This window comes from Corynebacterium kalidii (genome assembly GCF_022869005.1).
Classification (GTDB): domain Bacteria; phylum Actinomycetota; class Actinomycetes; order Mycobacteriales; family Mycobacteriaceae; genus Corynebacterium; species Corynebacterium kalidii.
Window position 1 is genome coordinate 412213 of record NZ_JALIEA010000017.1, and the last position, 20960, is coordinate 433172.

The 20960-nt window shown below is 68.2% G+C and carries 22 protein-coding genes; 12 read left to right on the plus strand and 10 right to left on the minus strand.

What is annotated here, in order from left to right; all coding sequences use genetic code 11:
- Nucleotides 1–74 precede the first annotated feature (74 nt).
- From MUN33_RS12585 to MUN33_RS12595, 3 genes are all read left to right on the plus strand, one after another.
- Nucleotides 75–281, plus strand: coding sequence for a DUF3046 domain-containing protein (locus MUN33_RS12585; protein ID WP_244805261.1), 207 nt, complete (start codon nt 75–77; stop codon nt 279–281).
- A gap of 212 nt (nt 282–493) precedes the next feature.
- The gene (gene recA, locus MUN33_RS12590; RefSeq protein WP_244805262.1) at nt 494–1645 is read left to right on the plus strand and encodes a recombinase RecA; all 1152 of its coding nucleotides are present in this window, start codon (nt 494–496) and stop codon (nt 1643–1645) included.
- 14 nt (nt 1646–1659) lie between these two features.
- Nucleotides 1660–2283 (plus strand): regulatory protein RecX, encoded by a 624-nt coding sequence (locus tag MUN33_RS12595; protein ID WP_244805263.1) that lies wholly within the window; start codon nt 1660–1662, stop codon nt 2281–2283.
- A 31-nt stretch (nt 2284–2314) separates the two neighbouring features.
- Here MUN33_RS12595 and MUN33_RS12600 read toward each other — a convergent pair whose 3' ends face one another.
- The 4 genes from MUN33_RS12600 to MUN33_RS12615 are packed head-to-tail and all read right to left on the minus strand — an operon-like array spanning nt 2315 to nt 5612.
- Nucleotides 2315–3253 (minus strand): amino acid ABC transporter permease, encoded by a 939-nt coding sequence (locus MUN33_RS12600; protein ID WP_244805264.1) that lies wholly within the window; start codon nt 3251–3253, stop codon nt 2315–2317.
- Nucleotides 3253–3942, minus strand: a complete 690-nt coding sequence (locus tag MUN33_RS12605) for an amino acid ABC transporter permease (protein WP_244805265.1) — start codon at nt 3940–3942, stop codon at nt 3253–3255. The genes MUN33_RS12600 and MUN33_RS12605 overlap by 1 nt, the downstream gene beginning before the upstream one ends.
- Nucleotides 3943–3972: 30 nt before the next feature.
- Nucleotides 3973–4866 carry a transporter substrate-binding domain-containing protein gene (locus MUN33_RS12610; RefSeq protein WP_244805266.1) on the minus strand — a complete coding sequence of 298 codons (894 nt, stop codon included), beginning with the start codon at nt 4864–4866 and terminating at the stop codon, nt 3973–3975.
- A 17-nt stretch (nt 4867–4883) separates the two neighbouring features.
- Complete coding sequence (locus MUN33_RS12615; RefSeq protein WP_244805531.1) at nt 4884–5612, minus strand: amino acid ABC transporter ATP-binding protein; 729 nt, start codon at nt 5610–5612, stop codon at nt 4884–4886.
- Between the two features lie 210 nt (nt 5613–5822).
- Here MUN33_RS12615 and miaB point away from each other — a divergent pair, with 210 nt between their 5' ends.
- Both miaB and MUN33_RS12625 read left to right on the plus strand, forming a co-directional pair.
- Complete coding sequence (miaB, locus tag MUN33_RS12620) at nt 5823–7337, plus strand: tRNA (N6-isopentenyl adenosine(37)-C2)-methylthiotransferase MiaB (protein ID WP_244805532.1); 1515 nt, start codon at nt 5823–5825, stop codon at nt 7335–7337.
- Entirely contained in the window at nt 7330–8109 is a 780-nt protein-coding gene (locus MUN33_RS12625) for an Rv2732c family membrane protein (RefSeq protein ID WP_244805267.1), read from the plus strand. Before miaB ends, MUN33_RS12625 begins: the two co-directional genes overlap by 8 nt.
- On the opposite strand, the gene MUN33_RS12630 is transcribed toward MUN33_RS12625, so the two are convergent.
- Nucleotides 8106–9419: a DUF349 domain-containing protein gene (locus tag MUN33_RS12630; RefSeq protein ID WP_244805268.1), complete on the minus strand. Its 1314-nt coding sequence runs from the start codon at nt 9417–9419 to the stop codon at nt 8106–8108. The two genes, MUN33_RS12625 and MUN33_RS12630, sit on opposite strands and share 4 nt — an antisense overlap.
- 100 nt (nt 9420–9519) lie before the next feature.
- Here MUN33_RS12630 and miaA point away from each other — a divergent pair, with 100 nt between their 5' ends.
- Complete coding sequence (gene miaA, locus MUN33_RS12635; protein ID WP_244805269.1) at nt 9520–10464, plus strand: tRNA (adenosine(37)-N6)-dimethylallyltransferase MiaA; 945 nt, start codon at nt 9520–9522, stop codon at nt 10462–10464.
- Between the two features lie 10 nt (nt 10465–10474).
- The gene (gene dapF / locus MUN33_RS12640) at nt 10475–11431 is read left to right on the plus strand and encodes a diaminopimelate epimerase (protein WP_244805270.1); all 957 of its coding nucleotides are present in this window, start codon (nt 10475–10477) and stop codon (nt 11429–11431) included.
- An 87-nt stretch (nt 11432–11518) separates the two neighbouring features.
- Here the strand turns inward: dapF and MUN33_RS12645 are convergent, their stop codons facing one another.
- Together MUN33_RS12645 and MUN33_RS12650 are read right to left on the minus strand one after the other, a co-directional pair.
- Entirely contained in the window at nt 11519–12025 is a 507-nt protein-coding gene (locus tag MUN33_RS12645) for a hypothetical protein (protein ID WP_244805271.1), read from the minus strand.
- Complete coding sequence (locus tag MUN33_RS12650; protein ID WP_244805272.1) at nt 12018–12794, minus strand: hypothetical protein; 777 nt, start codon at nt 12792–12794, stop codon at nt 12018–12020. The genes MUN33_RS12645 and MUN33_RS12650 overlap by 8 nt, the downstream gene beginning before the upstream one ends.
- A gap of 57 nt (nt 12795–12851) precedes the next feature.
- On the opposite strand from MUN33_RS12650, the gene hflX reads away from it, so the two are divergent.
- Entirely contained in the window at nt 12852–14294 is a 1443-nt protein-coding gene (gene hflX, locus MUN33_RS12655; protein ID WP_244805273.1) for a GTPase HflX, read from the plus strand.
- Nucleotides 14295–14313: 19 nt separating this feature from the next.
- Entirely contained in the window at nt 14314–15657 is a 1344-nt protein-coding gene (locus tag MUN33_RS12660; protein ID WP_244805533.1) for a uracil-xanthine permease family protein, read from the plus strand.
- Nucleotides 15658–15690: 33 nt separating this feature from the next.
- Here the strand turns inward: MUN33_RS12660 and MUN33_RS12665 are convergent, their stop codons facing one another.
- Nucleotides 15691–15960, minus strand: a complete 270-nt coding sequence (locus MUN33_RS12665; protein ID WP_244805274.1) for an HPr family phosphocarrier protein — start codon at nt 15958–15960, stop codon at nt 15691–15693.
- 153 nt (nt 15961–16113) lie between these two features.
- A complete protein-coding gene (locus MUN33_RS12670; protein WP_244805275.1) occupies nt 16114–16902 on the minus strand; it encodes a DeoR/GlpR family DNA-binding transcription regulator in 789 nt (262 codons plus the stop codon).
- Between the two features lie 204 nt (nt 16903–17106).
- Between MUN33_RS12670 and ptsP the strand changes: the two genes are divergently transcribed.
- A complete protein-coding gene (ptsP, locus tag MUN33_RS12675; RefSeq protein ID WP_244805276.1) occupies nt 17107–18825 on the plus strand; it encodes a phosphoenolpyruvate--protein phosphotransferase in 1719 nt (572 codons plus the stop codon).
- 41 nt (nt 18826–18866) lie between these two features.
- On the opposite strand, the gene lexA is transcribed toward ptsP, so the two are convergent.
- Entirely contained in the window at nt 18867–19487 is a 621-nt protein-coding gene (gene lexA, locus MUN33_RS12680) for a transcriptional repressor LexA (RefSeq protein WP_244805534.1), read from the minus strand.
- A 391-nt stretch (nt 19488–19878) separates the two neighbouring features.
- Here lexA and MUN33_RS12685 point away from each other — a divergent pair, with 391 nt between their 5' ends.
- Together MUN33_RS12685 and nrdR are read left to right on the plus strand one after the other, a co-directional pair.
- Complete coding sequence (locus tag MUN33_RS12685) at nt 19879–20418, plus strand: hypothetical protein (protein WP_244805277.1); 540 nt, start codon at nt 19879–19881, stop codon at nt 20416–20418.
- 80 nt (nt 20419–20498) lie between these two features.
- A complete protein-coding gene (nrdR, locus tag MUN33_RS12690; RefSeq protein WP_244805278.1) occupies nt 20499–20960 on the plus strand; it encodes a transcriptional regulator NrdR in 462 nt (153 codons plus the stop codon).

Here is a 20960-nt window from a genome sequence, read left to right on the forward strand (position 1 = left end):
TGAAGAACTCTAGTCCGAGACTTGTACGCCGTTCAAGATCGGTGGGTGACGGTGCGTCTGTTAGCGTGGTGGGCATGCGACGCACGGAGTTCGACCGACTGGTCCACGGGGAATTCGGCGACTCCTTCGGGAGCTGGATCGCCGGGAGCCATGTCCTGGCGGCACTCGGGGCGACGCCGGGGGAGCTCATCGAACAGGGGCATGACCTCCGCGGGGTCTGGTTGGCGCTGTGCGACGACTTCGACGTCCCTCCGGAACGTCGTCTCGGCGAGGACATCTGAGGGGTCTGCCGGCCCTGTCGGGGTGTGTCACCTGTTTTCGAACACAGGTTCGTGTATTGTCTGGTGTGTCCACTCGGCACGGTAGAAATAGTCTGCGATGCCGACAGCCTCCCGGGGAACCTCCGGGAGCCCGGGAGAGTCTCTCTGTTTCGGAGAGGCCCACGGGCGCTGCCGACAGGCAGTGTCGAGAACGAGAACGGAAATGAGGGCACATGGCCACCAAGAAGAAGAGCGCGTCCGGTAACGCCGGTGCTGACCGCCAGAAGGCACTCGATCTGGCGATGTCGCAGATCGAGAAGGATTTCGGCAAGGGTGCGGTGATGCGTCTCGGCGACGACACCCGCCCGCCGATCCAGGTCATCTCGTCGGGGAACATCGCCATCAACGTGGCGTTGGGGCTCGGTGGCTTCCCGCGCGGCCGCGTCGTGGAGATCTACGGCCCGGAGTCCTCCGGTAAGACGACGGTGGCGCTGCACGCCATCGCCGAGGCGCAGAAGGCCGGCGGTATCGCCGCCTTCGTCGACGCCGAGCACGCGCTGGACCCGGACTACGCCAAGAAGCTCGGGGTCGACACCGACAACCTCCTGGTCTCCCAGCCCGACACTGGTGAGCAGGCGCTGGAGATCGCCGACATGCTGGTGAGGTCGGGCGCCATCGACATCATCGTCGTGGACTCCGTGGCTGCGCTGACGCCGAAGGCCGAGATCGACGGCGACATGGGGGACAGCCACGTCGGCCTCCAGGCGCGTCTGATGAGCCAGGCGCTGCGTAAGATGACCGGTGCCCTGCACCAGACCGGTACCACGGCGATCTTCATCAACCAGCTGCGCGAGAAGATCGGTGTCATGTTCGGCTCCCCGGAGACCACCACCGGTGGTAAGGCACTGAAGTTCTACGCCTCGGTGCGGTGTGATGTCCGACGGATCCAGACCTTGAAGGACGGCCAGGACGCCGTCGGTAACCGTACGAAGATGAAGATCGTGAAGAACAAGGTCTCCCCGCCCTTCAAGATCGCCGAGTTCGACATCCTCTACGGCGAGGGTGTCTCCCGCGAAGGTTCGATCATCGACCTCGGCGTGGACAACGGCATCGTGAAGAAGTCCGGCTCCTGGTACACCTACAAGGGCGACCAGTTGGGCCAGGGCAAGGAGAAGGCCCGTGAGTTCCTCAAGAGCAACCCCGACCTGTCCGCCGAGATCGAGGACAGCATCATGCGCACCCTGCAGGTGGGGCCGTATGCGGGGGCCGGTGCCGCAGATGCCGCGGCAGAGGGCGAGGGCGCGTTGGACGTCCCCGGTGTCGAGGATTCCGACAATGTCCCGATCAGCGTGGTCCCCACGTTCGATGACGAGGACGACGACTAGGCCAGGCACCACGGATGTCTCAGTCTGACGACCGTGGGCTCTCGACGATCGACCAGCTCCGGCGCGCAGTCGCCGCGATCCAGGAGGGCGGGGGCGACGGCGGGATAGTCGACGAACAGCTGGAGGAGCGGCTCGCCCCGTTGAAGAACAAGGCGACGCGTCTCATCAGCCACCGCGACCGGTCCGTCGAGGAACTGCGTCGGAGGTTGGCCGACACCACCGGGCAGGACGGGGACACCGCCGACCCGGAGCTGGTGGACCTCGTCGTCGAGCGTTGCATCGCCAACGGGATGCTCGACGACAGGAGGTTCGCCCACGAGTGGGTGAGGCAACGTCACCTCAACCAACGCAAGTCGGTGTCGGTCCTACGTCGCGAACTTACCGACAAGGGGGTGCCGGCCCCGGTCATCGCCGAGGCGCTGGAACAGGTCCGTGACGACGACCAGGAGGCGATCCTCCGGGAGCTGGTCACGAAAAAAGCGGGCACCGTCTCCCAGGTGCCCGCTGACCGCCGTGAGTACGACAAGGCGCTGCGGCGGATCGTCGGCGTCGGGGCCAGGCGTGGGTTCCCCGAGGGGCGGTGCCTGGTACTCGCCAGGGAGGCCCTCGATCTCAGGATCGAGGAGCTCCGGAGGTGACACGCGCGGCCACCGGTGACGCCGGGTTCAGCTAGTCGGTCGTCGGCCGCAGGTCCTTGTGGCCGGGCGCATGCCAGTCGACGTTCACGACATCCTTGGTGTCGATCCCCTGGTCCTTCTGGTGGGGGACCTTCGCCGCGATGTTCTTCCGGGCGCGACCGGCACGCAGCTGGTACTCGATACGCTCGGCGAGCTTCGACAGCGCGAAGTTGATCAGAATCATGATCACCGCGGTCACCAGCAGTGCCGGGAGCATCGCGCCGTAGAACTCGCCGAGCTGGCGGCCGGACCGCACGACCTCGACGAATCCGATCATGTACCCCAGGGCGGAGTCCTTCAGGGCGATGACCATCTGCGAGACGATGGCCGGGAGCATGGCGGCGACGGCCTGCGGAAGGAGGATCTTCCGCATCGTCTGGCCCCACGAGAGCCCCAGTGCGGAGGCGGCTTCGGACTGGCCCTTCGGCAGCGACTCGATACCCGAGCGCAGCACCTCGGCGATGACCGAACCGTTGTACATCGTCAGCGCGAACACCACCGCCGCGAAGCCGATCATCGAGGACGGGAACACCGCGTAGAGCCCGAACAGTGAATAGGCGAACAGCATCAGCACCAGAACGGGGATGGCGCGGAAGAACTCGACGATGACGCCGCAGATCCACCGCACGGCACGGACCGTCGACAGTCGTCCGATGCCGAGAACCGCACCGATCACCAAGGCGAGGACGATCGAGAAGACCGCCGCGAGCACGGTGTTGAGTAGCCCGGGGAGGATGTAGGTCGTCCACGTGGACGACTGGAGGAAGATCTCCCACTTGGCCTTGTCCAACTGTCCGCCGTCTCCCAGCTTCCACAGCACGGAGGCGAGGATCAGCAGGAGGACGACGACGGTGGCGACAGTGAGAATGCGGTTGAACCGCACGGCCCGGGGGCCGGGGGTGTCGTAGAGAACTGTGGCACGGGTGGACATCAGCGCTTCACCGCCCAACGCTTGCCGGCCCAGCCGAAGAGCATTCCGGTGGGCAGGGTGAGGATGATGAATCCGGCCGCGATGATCGCGAAGATGACGAGCAGGTCACTGGCGTAGTTCTCCGTCATGGTCTTCATCAGCAGGGAGGCTTCACCCACACCGATGACTGAGGCGATCGTCGTGTTCTTGATCAGGGCGATCAGCGTGTTGCCCAGGGGCACGATCGCGCCGCGGAACGCCTGGGGGAAGACGACGTGCCGGAAGTTCTGGATGAAGGTGAGGCCCAGCGAGCGTGCCGCCTCGGCCTGGCCGAACGGCACGGTGTTGATGCCCGACCGGAGTGACTCCGCCACGAAGGTCGAGGTGTAGAGGATGAACGCCAGCACCGCCAGCCGGAAGTTCTGCTGCTCGATGAAGCTCTCGCTGGAGTTCGACGCGAGCAGGAGATTGAGCTGGTAGTAGAGCCCCAGCGACATCAGCAGTGCGATGAGGGTCAGGGGGGTGTTACGGATGGTGTTGATGTACACGGTGGAGACCGTGCGCAGGATGCCGACGGGGCAGACCCGCATCGCCGTGAGAACGGTGCCGAGGATCAGCGACCCGAGGGCGGACCACAGCGTGAGCTTGATCGTCACCCAGAACACCCCCAGCAACTGAGGGCCCATTTCGGCCCAGAGATCGGGATTCATGTCGGTACCTCCTTTCTGTCAGTGGTGGGTTCAGTTGTCCGCGAACGAGAGGTCGCCGATGGCGGGCTTCGGCCCGACCTCGAAGTCCTCGCCGAGGTTGTCCTTGACGATCCGGTCGAAGGCGCCGGAGTCGTACATCTCCTCGAGTGCCTCGTTGACCGCCTCGCGGTCGGCGCCGTCGCCCTTGGGGAGGCCGATGCCGTAGTGCTCGTCGGTCCAGAAGGAGCCATCGGGGTTCTGGAGCTGGATGACACGGAAGTCGTCGTCGTAGCGCTCCTTGTAGCGCTGCGCGAATCCCGCGAGGATCGTCGAGTCGGTGGTCAGCGCATCCACCACGCCCTGCTTCACGCCTTCGGCGCAGGCGGCGTAGGTGTCGAACTCCTGGAGCTGGACTCCCGGCAGGGCGTCCTTGACCTTCTGCGCCGGGGTGGAGCCGGAGACCGAGCACAGGCGCATGCCGTCCTTGACGTCCTCCAGCCCGGTGATGCCGGTCTGGGACTCGACGAGGAGCCCCTGGTGGGTGACCATGTAGGGGCCGGCGAAGTCGACGGCGGCGAGGCGTCCGGCGTTGATGGAGTACGAGGCGGTGATCATGTTGACCTCGCCGTTGTTGATCAGCGTCTCGCGCTGCGCCGACGGGGTTTCGCGCCACTGCATGTCGGGGACGTCCCACCCGTTCTTGTCGGCGATGTAGGTGACCACGTAGCGCGACACGTCGACGTCCATGCCGACGAAATCCTTCTCGGGGGTGCGTTCGCCCAGTCCGGGCTGGTCGTACTTGGTGCCCAGGACGACACTGCCGTTCTCGATGTCCGCCAGCAGGGACCGTGCCTCGGTGTTGCCGCAGGACGCCAGGCTGACGGCGCCGGCGGCGACGACGACGGTGGCGGCGATGCGGCGGAGCAGTCGTGTGTAGTGATTCATGGGGTGACCTTCTCCCGCTAGTGTCCGACGATCTTCGCCAGGAAGTCCTTGGCGCGGTCGGAGGACGGGTTGGTGAAGAACGTCTCCGGGTCGGTGTCCTCGACGATCGCGCCGTCGGCCATGAACAGTATGCGGTCCGCGGCGCGGCGGGCGAAGCCCATCTCGTGGGTGACGACGACCATCGTCATGCCACCGGCTGCCAGATCGGCCATCACGTCGAGGACCTCGTTGATCATCTCGGGGTCCAGTGCCGAGGTCGGCTCGTCGAAGAGCATCACCTTGGGCTCCATCGCCAGTGCGCGCGCGATCGCCACACGCTGCTGCTGGCCGCCGGAGAGCTGTGCCGGGTACTTGTCCGCCTGCACGGCGATACCGACACGCTCGAGAAGCCGGTCGGCGGTCTTGTCGGCGTCGCCACGGGACGTCTTGCGGACCTTCATCGGGGCCAGGGTGATGTTGTCCCGGATCGTCATGTGGCTGAAGAGGTTGAAGGACTGGAACACCATGCCGACCTCCGAGCGGAGGCGGGCGAGGCCCTTGCCTTCTTCGGGAAGGAGCTCCCCGTCGATGTGGATCTCGCCGGTGTCGATAGTCTCGAGCCGGTTGATCGTCCGGCACAGCGTCGACTTCCCGGAGCCGGAGGGGCCGAGGACGACCACCACCTGGCCGGAGGGGATGTCCAGGTTGATGTTCTTCAATGCCTGGAACTCGCCGAAGTACTTGTTCACCCCGGTGAGGGTGATCATGCTTGGTGCATTCTCGTGAACAGTCATAGGGGGAGTCTAATGTTAGTTGGCCCATCCTGGATAACCTGGTGAGGCTTGAGTCACGCCGTCGCCTGGCGGACGCCGGGTATCCGCAGTTCCGGGAGGGTGGGCGGTGGGTGGCTGTTCGGTCCGCCCGGGGGTGCTGGACTACACTCGGGGACCGTGGTTGAATCCCGAAGCACTGCAGAAATGACCCGGCCTGGCCACCGGAGTGCCCGAACGTACGAGGTCCGCACCTTCGGGTGCCAGATGAACGTCCACGATTCCGAGCGGCTCTCCGGTCTCCTGGAGGATTCCGGGTACGTCCCCGCCCTCGGCGGCTCGACCGCCGACGTCGTCGTCTTCAACACCTGTGCGGTGCGGGAGAACGCCGACAACCGCCTCTACGGGACCCTCGGTCAGCTCAAGGAGGTCAAGGCGCAGAACCCCGGCATGCAGATCGCCGTCGGGGGGTGCATGGCGCAGAAGGACAAGGACGTCGTGGTCCAGAAGGCCCCGTGGGTCGACGTCGTCTTCGGGACGCACAACATGGGGTCGTTGCCGACCCTGTTGTCCCGCAGCGCGCACAACGACCGTGCGGAGGTCGAGATCGCCGACTCCCTCGAGCAGTTCCCGTCGGTGCTGCCGGCGAAGCGCGAGTCGGCCTACGCCGGGTGGGTGAGCGTGTCGGTCGGCTGCAACAACACCTGCACCTTCTGTATCGTCCCGTCGCTGCGCGGCGCCGAGCAGGACCGCCGCCCCGGTGACATCCTCGCCGAGGTCAAGGCCCTGGTGGACCAGGGCGTCACCGAGGTCACCCTGCTGGGGCAGAACGTCAACGCCTACGGCGTGAACTTCTCCGACCCCTCCCTGGACCGCGACCGCACGGCGTTCTCGAAGCTGCTCCGTGCCTGCGGGGAGATCGACGGCCTGGAACGACTGCGGTTCACCAGCCCCCATCCGGCGGAGTTCACCGACGACGTTATCGACGCCATGGTCGAGACACCCGCGGTGTGCCCGCAGCTCCACATGCCGCTGCAGTCCGGTTCCGACCGGATCCTCAAGGCGATGCGGCGCTCCTACCGCTCGAAGAAGTTCCTGGGCATCCTGGAGAAGGTCCGGGACCGGATGCCGGACGCCGCGATCACCACCGACCTGATCGTCGGCTTCCCCGGGGAGACCGAGGAGGACTTCCAGGAGACCCTCCGGGTGGTCGAGGAGTCACGGTTCACCAGCGCCTACACCTTCCAGTACTCGCCGCGCCCCGGCACCCCCGCGGCGACGCTGACGGACCAGGTGCCCAAGGCCGTGGTCCAGGACCGTTATGAACGGCTGGAGCAGCTGCAGGAGCGCATCAGCGGAGAGGACAACGCCGCCCAGGTGGGCCGACGGGTCGAGCTCCTGGTCCAGGCCGGCGGCGGACGCAAGAACGCGGCGACGCGGCGGATGTCGGGCCGGGCACGCGACGGGCGTCTGGTGCACTTCTCACCGGGGGACACGGCGATCCGTCCCGGCGATGTCGTGGAGGTCACCGTCACCGGTTCGGCCCCGCACTTCCTGTTGGCGGATTCCCCCGTGCACACCCACCGCCGTACCGTGGCGGGGGACATGTCCGAGGCAGGTACCGTGCCGACTACTGCACCGGTGGGTGTCGGCCTCGGACTGCCCGGGATCGGTCGACCCGCGACACCGGCGACCCAGAGTGGAGGATGCGGTTGTGAGTAGCAGTGTGGGAAAGACCGACGGGAGTCGGGAGGCGGTCAACCGGCGCCGTGCCGAGGCGTTGGAGAAGCACGTGGCGGAACTGGAGCGCAGCGCCGGTGGTGACCTCGCCAAGGCTGAACGGCAGGCCGCGGGGACGGTCGTCCTCGGGTCCTCGCTGCCGGTGCTCCTGTGCGGGCTGATCGTGGTGCTCGTGTCGATCTTCATGCCGCATTCCGGTGCGGTGCGCGGCTACGACGTCCTGTTCTTCTCCGACGTCGCCCAGACCTACGTCACCACCCTGCCTGAGCGGGTCTACGCGTGGCTCGCGCTCGTCGGCGGCGTGATGATGACCCTGGGTACGGTGGTCTCCCGCTCGTCGTTGGTGCTGTGGATCAACTGGATCCTCACCGGTATCGGCTGGGTCTACGCGGTGCTCGCGATCGGGATGCGCCAGTCCCGTCCGCCGACGGAGCCCGGCGACGGCCCGTCCTTCGGCCTGGTCATGGGTGCCGTCGGCATGGTCGTGATCTTCATCGCCCTGTCCGCGCGTCTGCTGCGGCGTGGGGCGGTGCAGAAGGCGATCGCCGAGAAGCGGCGCGCTGAGGCCGGCAAGGACGAGGAGTCACGGGCCGCTCAGCTGGTGCTGCGCACCGGCCTGGCACCGCGCGACGACGTCGATCTCGTCGACGACCGCCGCGACAAGGTCCGGGCACGACGGCGTCGGACGGACCGGCCCTCGGACGAGTCCGGACCCGGGTCCGCTGTGGACCCGGAGGGCCCCACCGAGAACTAGTCCCGGGCCGCCTCGGCCGCCGTCTGTGCCCAGGACCGCCACTGCTCGGCCTGCTCACGCAGGTCCGCCGCAGCCTTCTGGCGGCCCTTCGCCTCGGCCGCGTCGGCGTCGGCCGTCAACTGGTCGACCTTCGCCTGGAACTGGGCCACCCGGGCCTCGACCTCGGGGTCGGTCTTGCGCCACTGCTGTTCGGCGTAGTCGCTGACGCGCGCGGCCAGCGCACCGATCTTGTCCTCGAACTCGCGGACACGGTCGCGGGGCACGTATCCGACCGCGTCCCACTTGTCCTGGAGTTCGCGCAGCAGCTCACGGGCACGGTCCAGGTCCGCGGCCGGGTCGATACGTCCGTCGTACTCGTCGATCAGCGCCTGGCGGACCTCCGCATTGTGCTCGAACTCCTCGTCCTTACGGCGGTTGTCCTCCTCGCGCGCACCGAAGAACACGTCCTGGGCGTGCCGGAACTCCGCCCAGAGGCGGTCGTCGTCGGCGCGGCGGGCACGCCCGGCGGCCTTCCATTCGGACATGAGGTCGCGGTACGCCCGGGCCGTGTTGTTCCAGTCCCGTGAGTTCTGCAGGGCCACCGCACGGGCCACCAGGTTCTCCTTCACCCGTCGGGCGGTGTCCCGCTGCTTGTCGAGGTCGGCGAAGTGGCTTTCCCGGCGCTCGTTGAAGGCCTCCCGCGCGCTGCGCAGGCGCGAGGCCAGTTCCCGCCCGGCGGCACGGTCGCCACCGGCGGCGTTCCACTGCTCGCCGATCGCCCGCAGCCGGTCGCCGTCGGCCTTCCAGTCGGTCCCGGTGGCGGCGATACGCTCGGCTTCTGCCACAAGTTCCGTACGACGGTCCGCGACCTGCTGCTCGACCTGGCCGGTGCGGGCGAGCAGCTCGTCGAGCCGACGCTCCAGGCGGGCGACGTCGCCGAGCACCGCCGCGTCCGGCAACCCGTCCCGCAGGCGGCGGGCGTCGGCACGCACCCGGGTGACGTCCTCCGGGTGCGTGCCCAGCCGGGCCACCAGGACCTCGATCTCGGTGGCCAGGTCGGCGAACCGGCGGGCGTAGTGGGCGAGGCCCTCGTCCACGGTCCCGGCCTTCCACTCGCCGACCCGACGTTCGGTGGAGCCGCCGGACCCGTCGGTATCCGGGACGGTGAGCCACACGACACCGTCCGCGTCGATCCGGCCGTGGGCCGTGGCGTCCTCGATGGACGGGGCGACGGTGGTGCTCACGGGGGCGGCGGGCTGAGCCCCCGGTCGGGAGCCCGGTCGGGGTCCGGGACGTGCTCCGGGTCGGGGGCCGGGCTTCGGGACGTTCATCGGTGGTCCTTCGGTCGAGTGACTGTGCTGCCTGACATTATGGCAGACCCCGCCAGGGGCCATTACCGCGCCGCCGGAACCGGACGTAGACTCAGGGGCCATGACAGAACACCAGCGACCGCCCCGTCCGGTGGCGGTGGTCGGCCCGACCGGGTCCGGGAAGTCGGACGCCGCACTCGACGTGGCCGAGGCGCTCGACGGCGAGGTCGTCAACATCGACTCGATGCAGCTCTACCGGGGGATGGACATCGGCACGGCGAAACTGCCGCCCGGGGAACGGCGCGGGATCCCGCACCACCAGTTCGACGTCCTCGAGGTCACCGCCACAGCGTCGGTGGCCCGCTACCGTGACGCGGCCATCGCCGACGTCGAGGCCATCCGTGCCCGTGGCCGGACGCCGGTGATCGTCGGCGGGTCGATGATGTACGTCCAGGCGCTGCTCGACGACTGGGACCTGCCGCCCACTGACGCGACGGTCCGGCACCGTTGGGAACAGGAGTGCCGGCGTCTCGGCGTGGAGAAGCTGCACGAGGTCCTGGCGGAGCGTGACCCGGACGCGGCCCGGGTCATCGAGGTCCGGGACGGGCGTAGGACCGTGCGGGCGCTGGAGGTCATCGAACTGACCGGGCGGCCCTTCGCCGCGTCGCAGCCGCCGAAGGACCGGCCGACCCGCTGGGACACGACGATCATCGGGTTGTCCGCCGCCGCGGAATGGTTGAACCCGAGGCTGGAGACCAGGGTGGAGCGGATGTTCCGCCAGGGACTCGTCGACGAGGTCCGGGGGCTGCAGGGCGGGGGGCTGCACCGGGACTCCACCGCCGGTCAGGCCATCGGCTACGCCCAGGTGCTCGACCACCTCGCCGGGGAGCTCACGCTGGATGAGGCCGTCGACCGTACCGTGACCGGCACACGCCGCTACGCCCGCCGGCAACGTGCGTGGTTCCGACGCGACCCACGGATCACCTGGGTCGACGCGGCGGCCCCGGATGCCGGCGACCGGGTGGTGGCGGCCGCGCTGGCGTCGGCGGGGACCGCGGGGGGATAGACTCTCGACCATGGACGCGAGCACGCAGACAGAGGTAATCAAGGGACACGGGACCGGCAATGACTTTCTCCTGGTCCCGGACCCCGACGTCACCGTCGACCTCACCGACGACCTGGTGCGGTCACTGGCCGACCGCCACCGTGGAATCGGCGCGGACGGCGTGATCAGGATCGCGACGGCCGGCGCCCTCGCCCGGCACGGCGTCCTCGACAGCCTCCCGGACGGGGTGCGGGACGGTGACTGGTTCATGGACTACCGCAACGCCGACGGTTCGGTGGCGGAGATGTGCGGCAACGGGGTCAGGGTCTTCGCCCATGCCCTCAGCGCCCTGGACCTGACGTCGCCCGGCTACCTCAACGACGACGGCACCGTGCCCGTCGGCACACGGGCGGGTCGGCGCGACGTGCGGATCCACCATGTCTCCGGCGCCGAGGCCGAGGTCAGCGTCGACATGGGCGTGCCGGTGATCACGGGACGGTCGAGCGCCACCCTCGACGGCACCCGCTACGACGGTCTCGGCGTGGACATGGGTAACCCCCACCTGGCCTGTGTCGTCCCCGGGTTCGACGCGTCCGGACTGGCGGCGCTCCGGGTCGGCCAGGAGCCGGAGTACGACGCCGGGTTCTTCCCGACGGGCGTGAATGTGGAGCTGCTGACTCCGTTGGCCGACGGGAGCGTGCACATGCGGGTGCATGAGCGTGGCGTCGGCGAGACGCTGTCGTGCGGTACCGGGACAGTCGCCGCCGCCGTCGCGGCGTTGGAGGACCGGATCGACGACCGGGCGCGGCGCGGGGAGGCGTGGCAGGAGACGGTCCGGGTCGTCATCCCGGGCGGGGAGGTGGCGGTCACCGTCGGCGCGGACGCGGACGGTCGGCTGACCCCGGCCACACTCCGCGGGCCGTCGACGCTGGTCTTCACCACCGTCGTACCGCTGGACCTCTCCTCGGCAGGTGCCGGGAGGTCCTGACGGAGACCACTGACCGTCGCCCCGTGACCTCTGCGACCCTGGCGGACACCGGTCGGAGACCGGGGGGGAGACCGGGCGGAGACCGGCTCAGTGGTGGCGGGAGTTGGCGGAGTCCTGGCGGGCGCGGTCCCACAGCCGCTGCAGGCTCAGGGCACGCTGGTCGGTCTCGTGCAGGAGCTCGGTGAGCGCGGCCACGGTGGTCAGTGAGCTGGTGCGTTCGGGAAGATGCCGCAGGAAACGCTCACAGGAGCCTGCCGCGGCGTGGAACCGCGACACGCTGGAGATCCCGGACCCGGTGTCGCAGAGTTCGGGACGGTGTAGCTGACGGTCCCGGATACGCGCGGGGTCGCGCGAGTAGCGGAACTCGTCCCAGTCGTCGAGGATCGTCGCGATGTCGGTGGCGGAGAGGTCGACCGAGCGTCGCAGCGACGCGATCTCACGCTCCGAGTCCTGGCGCATGACCGTCACGGTGGCGGTGATGACCAGGAGGACGGCGATGACGACCCCGAGTCGGCCGAGGGTGCCGATCAGCATCCACGACAGCGTCAGGACCAATGCCGTGATGATCAGGGTCTTGGGCAGACTCCTAACCACAGGATCCTCCGCAACCTCCTGACCCGCAGCCGCAGCCGCCGGAGGAGCAGGACGCGGGGTCCACGGCGGTGGCGGTGAACTGGACCGGTCCAGCGATGATCGTCCCCGCGGGGAGGGCGTCCTCCCCGTTGTCGGGCAACACGACGCTGAACTCGAAGGGGGCGGAGACGGTGCACACCCAGAACGACTGGCCGGTCAGCGCCGCGGTACGACGTTCCGCTGCGGTGACCTCGACGGCGACGGTGCCGGCAGCGTGGGGTGCGACCGCACCGGAGTTCAGGTCCGCCAGACCGGTGGACTCCACCGCACCGACGCGGAGGATGCCGGCACGGGCGGCGTCGTCGCGGGTGCGGTACACCGAGACGTCACCGGCGAGGGCGGTGATCTGCATCGGCTGGTAGGTCAGGGTGCCTTCCTCCGACAGCAGGGGCCCCTGGGCGATCGTGGCGGTCACGGACGCGATCACCGGGGCACCTTCGGCACGGACCTGCAGCATGGGGGAGTCGGCGACGATGTCGAGCACGCCGACGATGTCGTCGACCATGCTCAGGTGCGCCGAGCTCTCCGCGCCACCGCTGAAACTCGCGAAGGAACCGTAGGGCGGGACTGCCAGGATCACCAGGCGTGCCCCGCTGGGGTCGTCGTACTGCAGAACCTGTCCGTCCCGGACCTCCCCGGTGACCCGCAACGCCCCCGTCCCGTACGCCGCTTCGAGAGCGTCCTGCCAACGGCTGAACTCCAACCCCACACTCTTCAGTTCCGGAATCATGGGTGTGACTCTACTCCGTGGCCCGGGCTCGTGGAAAGATGGAGGGCAATGACAAGCATGAACCATGATCCCGAAGAGATCCACGAGCAGACCACCGTCGGGGAGCTGGACCTCGAGCAGCGGTCGAGTCTGCGTCGGCTCAGCCGCGGGACGAACATCCACTCCACCGAGCAGGACGACGGCTACGACGTCGAGTACCGCAAACTCCGTCTCGAGAAGGTCGTTCTCGTCGGCGTGTGGACCGAGGGCACCCTCGAGCAGATCGAGGCCCGCCTGGCGGAGCTCGCCGCGCTCGCGGAGACCGCCGGTTCCGACATCGCCGACATGCTCTACCAGCGTCGGGACAAGCCGGACGCCGGGACCTACATCGGCTCCGGCAAAGTCGAGGAGCTCAAGGCGATCGTCGTCGAGACCAATGCCGACACGGTCATCGCCGACGGTGAGCTCAGCCCCGGCCAGATGATCGCCCTGGAGAAGGCGCTCGACGTCAAGGTCATCGACCGCACGATGCTGATCCTCGACATCTTCGCCCAGCACGCCAAGTCGAAGGAAGGTAAGGCACAGGTCGCGCTGGCCCAGCTGGAGTACCTCATCACGCGGGTGCGTGGCTGGGGCGGGGCGCTGTCGCGTCAGGCCGGCGGCCGGGCGGGCTCCAACGGCGGTGTCGGACTGCGTGGCCCCGGTGAGACCAAGATCGAGGCCGACCGTCGGAGGCTGCGTAGCGAGATGGCGCGGCTCCGCCGCGAGATCCAGGGGATGAAGAAGGCCCGGGACGTCAAGCGTGACCGCCGGGACACCTCCGCGATCGCCCAGATCGCCATCGCCGGCTACACCAACGCAGGCAAGTCGTCCCTGCTCAACGCGATCACCGGGGCAGGCGTCCTGGTGGAGGACGCGCTGTTCGCCACGCTGGACCCGACGACGCGACGTGCGGAACTCGCGGACGGGCGCGCGGTGGTCTTCTCGGACACCGTGGGGTTCATCCGCTTCCTGCCGACACAGTTGGTCGAGGCGTTCCGGTCCACCCTGGAGGAGGTGATGGCCGCGGATGTCGTCCTGCACGTCGTCGACGGCTCCGACCCCTTCCCGATGGAGCAGATCGCCGCGGTGAACAAGGTCATCGGCGAGATCGCCGAGGAGACCGGTGCCTCCGCGCCGCCGGAGATCCTGGTGGTCAACAAGGTCGACGCGGCGGACCCGCTGGTGCTGGCCGAACTGCACAGCAGGCTGGACGACGTCGTGTTCGTCTCGGCATCCACCGGCGAAGGCGTCGCGGCGCTGGAGAGCCGGCTGGAACTCTTCCTCAACTCGCTGGACGACCATGTCGTGCTGCAGGTGCCGTTCGACCGGGGCGACGTGGTCTCCCGTCTGCACGAGTACGGCACCGTCCTGGGGCAGGAGTACACCGAGGACGGCACCCGCGTCGAGGTTCGCCTGCCCAGGGTGATTGCCGCGGAACTGGCGGACCTGCGTATCGCGGCCGACGGGGGGACAGAATAAGCTCGTCCGAATGGACGAGATGACAACACAGACCGGTGGCCCCGTCGGCGAGCCACCGCGCGGCCGGTTCTTCGGGTGGACACTGCACGGCGACGGCCGCAACATCAGGCCCGGGGCGGTCGTCGCCCCCGATGAACGGCTGAGCTGGCCCCGGACGACAGGGATCGGGATGCAGCACGTCGTCGCGATGTTCGGTTCGACACTGCTGGTCCCGGTCCTGACCGGGTTCCCGGTCAACACCACGCTGCTGTTTTCCGGTATCGGCACCGTCATCTTCCTGCTGGTCACCAGGAACCGGGTGCCGTCCTACCTCGGCAGCTCCTTCGCGTTCATCGCCCCGTTGACGGCCACCCAGGCCGAGGGGTTCGCCGCGCAGCTCGGCGGGGTGTTCGTCGCCGGACTGCTGCTGATCCTCGTGGGCGTCCTGGTCAAGGTGGCGGGACGTAGGGTGCTGGACGCCGTGATGCCGCCGGCGGTGACTGGGGCGATCGTCGCCCTGATCGGGCTCAACCTGGCCCCGGCGGCGACGTCCAACTTCGCGGCGCAGCCGTTGGTCGCCGCGGTGACGCTGTGCGCGGTCCTGGTGGTGACCGTCGCCGGGCGGGGCATGGTCGGACGCCTGGGGATCCTCATCGGCGTCGGCATCGGGTGGCTCTTCGCGGTCGTCTCCGGCAACCTCGCCGACGACGCCGGTGAGGTCATCGGGGACGCCGCCTGGTTCGGCCTGCCCGATTTCCACACCCCGGAGTTCCATGCCAGCGCGGTGCTGCTGACGCTGCCGGTCATCGTGGTGCTCATCGCCGAGAACGTGGGCCACGTCAAGGCCGTCGCCGGGATGACCCGGAGGAATCTCGACGACGAGGCCGGCCCCGCGTTGATCGGTGACGGCCTGGCGACCACACTCGCCGGTGGATTCGGCGGATCCGGGACGACCACCTACGCGGAGAACATCGGCGTGATGGCGGCCACCAGGGTCTACTCCACGGCGGCGTACTGGGTCGCCGCGGCGACGGCGGTGATCCTCGCCTTCGTCCCGAAGTTCGGCGCGGTGATCAACACGATCCCGGCCGGGGTGCTGGGCGGGGCGACGATGGTGCTCTACGGGATGATCGGGCTCCTGGGGATCCGGATCTGGCAGGACAACAACGTCAACCTGACCAACCCGGTGAACCTGGCGGCTGCCGCGGTGGCCCTGATCGCGGGGATCGGAAACCTTACCCTGCAAATCGGGTCACTGGAACTCGAGGGCATCGCCTGGGGTTCGGTGGGCATCATCGTCGGGTACCCGGTGCTGAGGTGGCTGTTCGAGAACGTCGGTGAAGGACGCGACTTCTCGGTGCGGGACTACTACCTGAAGTCCTGAGCCGGGGCCCGGGCGCGGGGCCCCGGGTGTGGCCTACTCCTCGTCGAGGTTCTTGGTGATCAACGCCGCGATGGCCTCGACGGCCTCGGCGTTGTCGGAGGTCACCGTGACCTCGTCGCCGTGCTCTGCACCCAGGGCCATGATCATCAGCGACGACGAGGCGTCCGACGGCTCGTCGTCGTCCTCACCGGGCAGGGAGAGGAGGATCTCGTCGTCGTAGTTGGCGGCCGCTTCCGCGATGATGGTGGCGGGGCGGGCGTGCAGGCCCACGGTGGAGCCGACGGTGACAGTGGTGGAGGCCATGGTTCTCAGGTCCTTTTCGGTTCGTCGTTATCGTGTGGTCCAGAGTGCGGTCGCATCGACTGTGGAGCGCCCCACTCTCTCACAGACAGAGTAGCCGACGCCGCCGGGGTTGTGCGCCACCCGTGCCGTCCCCTCCGTTGCACGGGTTCCGGATCAGGCGGTGACCACGGTCACGCCTTCGGAGTCGAAGGCCTCGAGGTACTGCGGGGGTGCTGAGTCGTCGGTGACCAGGACGTCGATCTCGGCGACGTTGGCGAAGCTGACCAGGTAGTCCCGCCCGAACTTCGTGGAGTCGCACATGGCGACGACGCGGTCGGAGTTGGCGATCATCGCCCTCTTCACGGCCGCCTCCTCGGCGTCGGCGGTCGACAACCCGTGGTCCATTGACAAGGCGTTGGTCCCGATGAACGCGATGTCGGCGTGGTGGACCCCGATGGTGCGCAGGGCGATGTCGCCGACGACGGCCTGGGTGATGGGGCGGATATGCCCGCCGATGAGCTGCACGTCCGACAGGCCCGCCGCCGAGAGACGGACGGCCAGGGGAAGGAAATTCGTCAGCACCGTGAGGTTCCGGTAGGGGGTCTCGTCCGGGCGTCCCGTCTCGGCGATCGCATGCGCGAGCATGGCGGTGGTGGTCCCGGCGTCGAGGAACACGGTGCCGGTCCGCGGAAGCAGGTCCGACGCCGCGTGCCCGATGCGGATCTTCGCCTCCGTGGAGGTGGTGCTGCGGAGTTCGATCGGCGTCTCCCGGGTCTGGAAGGTGTTGGTCGGCACGGCGCCGCCATGGACCCGGTGAAGCGCCCCGTCGTTGTCGAGCACGGTCAGGTCACGCCGGATGGTCTCCGGGGTCACGGCAAAACGTTCCGCCAGTTCCACCACGGTGACACGCCCGTTGACTGCGGTCAGTGACGCGATCTGCCGACGACGTTCCTCTGAGTTCATGGTGTGCATTCTATGGGGTCGCGCGGCGGCCGAGGGGTGGAGGACGCCGATTCGGGGGTGGGCGCGGCACGCGGGCAGGCCGGGACGGCGGCGGTGGACCTGAACTACGGGGTGGGGAAGCGGGTAGTGTGGAGGCCAACCTTTGTACGTCAACCGATGTTCCTTCAGAAGAGTTCTCTGAGCACCCGTGGGAGACCAGACACTATGGCAGACACGAATTCCTCCACCCCCTCGGCTGACGGTGACCCCGTCGTCCTGAAGGGAAAATCAGTCGTTCCCGGCACCGTCTTCGCACCCGTGACCTGGGTGACGGACCGGCCGGAACTGCCCGGGCCCGACAGGACGGTCGCCGAAGGGGACAGGGAGGCGGAGTTCGAGGCCTTCACCGCGGCGGTGGACACCGTCGCCGGGCGTCTCAGCGCACGTGCCGCCACGGTCGAGGGCAATGCCCGGCAGGTCCTTGAAGCGACCGTCGCGATCGCCAAGGACCGGGCCTGGGCCAAGAAGGTCCGTAAGTCCGTCAACGGCGGACAGACGAACCTCTACGCGGTCAAGCAGGCCACCGACGATTTCGTCGAGATGTTCCTCAAGGCCGGTGGCGTGATGGCTGAGCGGGTCACCGACCTGATGGACGTCCGCGACCGGGTCATCGCCGAGTTGCGCGGGGAGCCGGAACCGGGGATCCCCGAGGTGGATTCGCCGCATGTCCTCTTCGCCGACGACCTGGCGCCGGCGGACACCGCGACCCTCGATCCCTCGTTGATCATCGCTGTCGTCACGGAGAAGGGCGGGGCCACGAGCCATACGGCGATCATTGCCCGTCAGCTCGACATCCCCTGCGTCGTGGCGGTGGGTTCGACACTGCAGTCCATCGCGGCGGGCACCGAGGTGCTGGTGGATGCTGCGGCGGGGACGGTGGAGACCGGGGTGGACCCGGCGGACGTGGAGAAGAGGGTGGCGGCAGCCGCCGAGCTCGCGTCGAAGGTGCGCGGCTGGCACGGGCCGGCACAGACGGCCGACGGTCACCGGGTGCAGCTGCTCGCCAACGTCCAGGACGGTGCTGCGGCGCGGCAGGCCGCGGAGTCCGTGGCTGAGGGGGTGGGGCTGTTCCGTACCGAGCTGGGCTTCCTCAGTGAGACCACCGAGCCGTCGGTGGAGGAGCAGGCGGAGCGCTATGCCGAGGTGCTGAAGGCGTTCCCGGAGGGGAAGGTCGTCATCCGCACGTTGGACGCCGGGTCGGACAAGCCGGTTCCCTACGTGATGGCGGAGACAGAGGAGAACCCGGCTCTGGGTGTCCGTGGTCTGCGTATCGCCCGGACGAACCAGGAGTTGCTCGAACGTCAGCTCGACGGCATCGCCCTTGCACTGGAGAAGTCGGGCCGTACCGACTCGTCGGCACAGACCTGGGTGATGGCTCCGATGGTGGCGACCGTGTACGAGGCCCAGTGGTTCGCTGCGTTGTGTCACGAGCGCGGCCTGGTCGCCGGCGCGATGATCGAGGTCCCGGCGGCGGCGCTGATGGCGGACAAGATGATGCCGCACCTGGACTTCGTCTCCATCGGTACCAATGACCTGACCCAGTACACGATGGCGGCGGACCGGATGTCGGCGTCGTTGGCGCATCTGACCGACCCGTGGCAGCCGGCGGTCTTGCGGCTGGTGCACACGACCTGTCGTGCCGGTGCGGTGACGCGGACCGCCGTGGGTGTGTGCGGTGAGGCGGCCGCCGACCCGCTGTTGGCCTGTGTGCTGGCCGGACTCGGTGTGACGTCGCTCTCCGCTGCCCCGCCCGCACTAGCCGCGGTCGGCGCACAGCTCGGTGAGGTCGATTTCGCGGTCTGTCGGGAGATGGCGGCCGCGGCGCTCGACGCTGACGGGGCCGAGGAAGCCAAGGTCGCTGCTGCGGCGGTCCTGGGCCTGTAGCCGTCCTGTCCGTGCGTCCGGGGGTGGGGGCGGAGGCGCGGTCAGATCTTGCGGAGCACGGCGACGACGCGTCCGAGAATGTCCGCGTCATCCCCGGGGATCGGTTCGAAGAGGTCGTTGTGGGGGAGGAGCCAGACCCCGTTACCGTCCTTCTGGAACTCCTTCACCGTGGCCTCGCCGTCGATCATCGCGGCGACGAAGTCCCCCAGTTCAGCGACCTTCTGAGACCGGACAGCGACCCAGTCCCCGTTGAAGATGCCGGCGTCGCGCATGGATTCGCCGACAACCTGGAGAAGGAAGAGCTCGCCGCTGCCCACCAGCTCCTGCGGCAGGGGGAAGTGTGCCTCCACGTGTTCCTCGGCCAGGATCGGCGAGCCGGCGGCGATCTGGCCGACCACCGGGACGAAGGACGGGGAGGGCATCCCCTCCGGGACCGGGGTGGTCGCCGGTTTGGGGCCGGGGCGGGGAGCGGAGTCGCCGTCGAAGTCACGGATGTCCACGGCGCGGGGCTTGTTGTCCTCTCGCCGGAGGTATCCCTTCCGCTCCAGTTCACGCAGGTGGTACGACACCGAGGAGGTGGAGTTCAGGCCTACCGCGTCACAGATCTCCCGGATGCTGGGCGGGTACCCGCGGAAGCGTGTGGCGTCCTTAATGACGTCCATGATGCGGCGTTGGCGGTCGGAGAGCTTCTCCCTGCCCTTGTCGCCGTCGTTGGTTCCGAGTCCGGTCGGCGCGGCCCGCTTCCTGCCGCCCGACACCGCTCCCGCGGAGGACTTCTGCTTCCCTGACATCTGACCCACTCCTGGTTTCGTTGTGTCGATCGTGGTTCCGACACTACATGAATGGGCGGACATCGTTGATCAAGGTGTTCGAAAGTGTCGCTGGAACGGTGGACTTCCTCGAACACCCGTGCTATCTTCGGCGACAGAGAGTGCGGTTCGAACACATGGACGAAGAGTCTGCACGGGACGCGGGATGGTGTCCGGTGGTGGTGATGTCATTGTCCTGTCAGATCCCGCGAGTCACTGCCGTTCCCATGGAAAGAGGGTTGTCATGAGCACGATACCGGTACATCATCGCCGCGACGCCGTCCGCCGTCCTGTTTACCGTCGTCCGGAGTGGGCACAGGTGTGCGGGACCGGTGGATCGAACACCTGGGGGGATGGTGCCGCCCGGCGGCCGTCCCCGGTTCAGTCTGCGCGCGGGCGTTCGCGGAGCTGCTCCGAGGAACGTCCGTTCGAGGACGGCTCCCGTGGCGCCAGGCTCCGTCGCCGGGCGTCATCTGTCCTCGGGTCCCCGGGGGTCACGTTGGTCTCGCTGGCCTCGGTGGTCGTGATGATCGCCGCATCGCCGGTGTTGACCGGTACGGACGAAGGTGTCGTCACGCCGACCACGACAGCGACGGTCACCGTGGACGAGGGCGAGAGCCTCGCCGACATCGCGCGGGAGCATGTGCCGGGGGCCCCGGTGGGGGACACGGTGGCGCGGATCTCCTCGCTCAACGGCATCACCGGCACCGGGGACCTGGGTCCACGTGACCTCGGGCAGTCTGACGGTTCGACGACCCGACAGGTGATCGTGCCGGTGTACTGACCGCACTCGGTGTCGTGGACCGTCCTGGGGGTAGGATGTGGGGCCGTACTGCTCCACCTATCTCGATGAGGGAGAACCCCGTGCTCTGTCCTGCATGCCGCTCCGAAGAATCCAGGGTGGTGGATTCACGCACGGTGGAATCCGGATCGGCGATCCGACGGCGGCGCGAGTGCCTGTCGTGCCGGACCAGGTTCACCACCCTGGAGCGCTCCGTGCTGCTTGTCACCAAACGCAGCGGCGTGACCGAAGAGTTTCGCCGTGACAAGGTCATCAGGGGTGTCGGCCGGGCCTGTCAGGGACTCGAGGTCTCCACGGACGACCTGAAGATCCTCGCCCATGACGTCGAGCAGTCACTCCGGGCGTCCCACGGTTCACAGGTCGCCGCTGACGATATCGGCCTGGCGATTCTCGAACCGCTCCGTAACCTCAATGAGGTCGCCTACCTCCGGTTCGCCTCCGTCTACAAGTCGTTCCGGTCCACCGACGACTTCGAGAAGGAGATCCGGGCCCTCCGGCAGCACCACGACGGCACCGCCGGATAG

Coding starts and splice junctions, on each gene's coding strand:
- MUN33_RS12585 (WP_244805261.1), top strand. CDS start 75: ATGCGACGCACGGAGTTCGACCGACTGGTCCACGGGGAATTCGGCGAC.
- recA (WP_244805262.1), top strand. CDS start 494: ATGGCCACCAAGAAGAAGAGCGCGTCCGGTAACGCCGGTGCTGACCGC.
- MUN33_RS12595 (WP_244805263.1), top strand. CDS start 1,660: ATGTCTCAGTCTGACGACCGTGGGCTCTCGACGATCGACCAGCTCCGG.
- MUN33_RS12600 (WP_244805264.1), bottom strand. CDS start 3,253: ATGTCCACCCGTGCCACAGTTCTCTACGACACCCCCGGCCCCCGGGCC.
- MUN33_RS12605 (WP_244805265.1), bottom strand. CDS start 3,942: ATGAATCCCGATCTCTGGGCCGAAATGGGCCCTCAGTTGCTGGGGGTG.
- MUN33_RS12610 (WP_244805266.1), bottom strand. CDS start 4,866: ATGAATCACTACACACGACTGCTCCGCCGCATCGCCGCCACCGTCGTC.
- MUN33_RS12615 (WP_244805531.1), bottom strand. CDS start 5,612: ATGATCACCCTCACCGGGGTGAACAAGTACTTCGGCGAGTTCCAGGCA.
- miaB (WP_244805532.1), top strand. CDS start 5,823: ATGACCCGGCCTGGCCACCGGAGTGCCCGAACGTACGAGGTCCGCACC.
- MUN33_RS12630 (WP_244805268.1), bottom strand. CDS start 9,419: ATGAACGTCCCGAAGCCCGGCCCCCGACCCGGAGCACGTCCCGGACCC.
- miaA (WP_244805269.1), top strand. CDS start 9,520: ATGACAGAACACCAGCGACCGCCCCGTCCGGTGGCGGTGGTCGGCCCG.
- dapF (WP_244805270.1), top strand. CDS start 10,475: ATGGACGCGAGCACGCAGACAGAGGTAATCAAGGGACACGGGACCGGC.
- MUN33_RS12650 (WP_244805272.1), bottom strand. CDS start 12,794: ATGATTCCGGAACTGAAGAGTGTGGGGTTGGAGTTCAGCCGTTGGCAG.
- hflX (WP_244805273.1), top strand. CDS start 12,852: ATGAACCATGATCCCGAAGAGATCCACGAGCAGACCACCGTCGGGGAG.
- MUN33_RS12660 (WP_244805533.1), top strand. CDS start 14,314: ATGACAACACAGACCGGTGGCCCCGTCGGCGAGCCACCGCGCGGCCGG.
- MUN33_RS12665 (WP_244805274.1), bottom strand. CDS start 15,960: ATGGCCTCCACCACTGTCACCGTCGGCTCCACCGTGGGCCTGCACGCC.
- MUN33_RS12670 (WP_244805275.1), bottom strand. CDS start 16,902: ATGAACTCAGAGGAACGTCGTCGGCAGATCGCGTCACTGACCGCAGTC.
- ptsP (WP_244805276.1), top strand. CDS start 17,107: ATGGCAGACACGAATTCCTCCACCCCCTCGGCTGACGGTGACCCCGTC.
- lexA (WP_244805534.1), bottom strand. CDS start 19,487: ATGGACGTCATTAAGGACGCCACACGCTTCCGCGGGTACCCGCCCAGC.
- MUN33_RS12685 (WP_244805277.1), top strand. CDS start 19,879: ATGAGCACGATACCGGTACATCATCGCCGCGACGCCGTCCGCCGTCCT.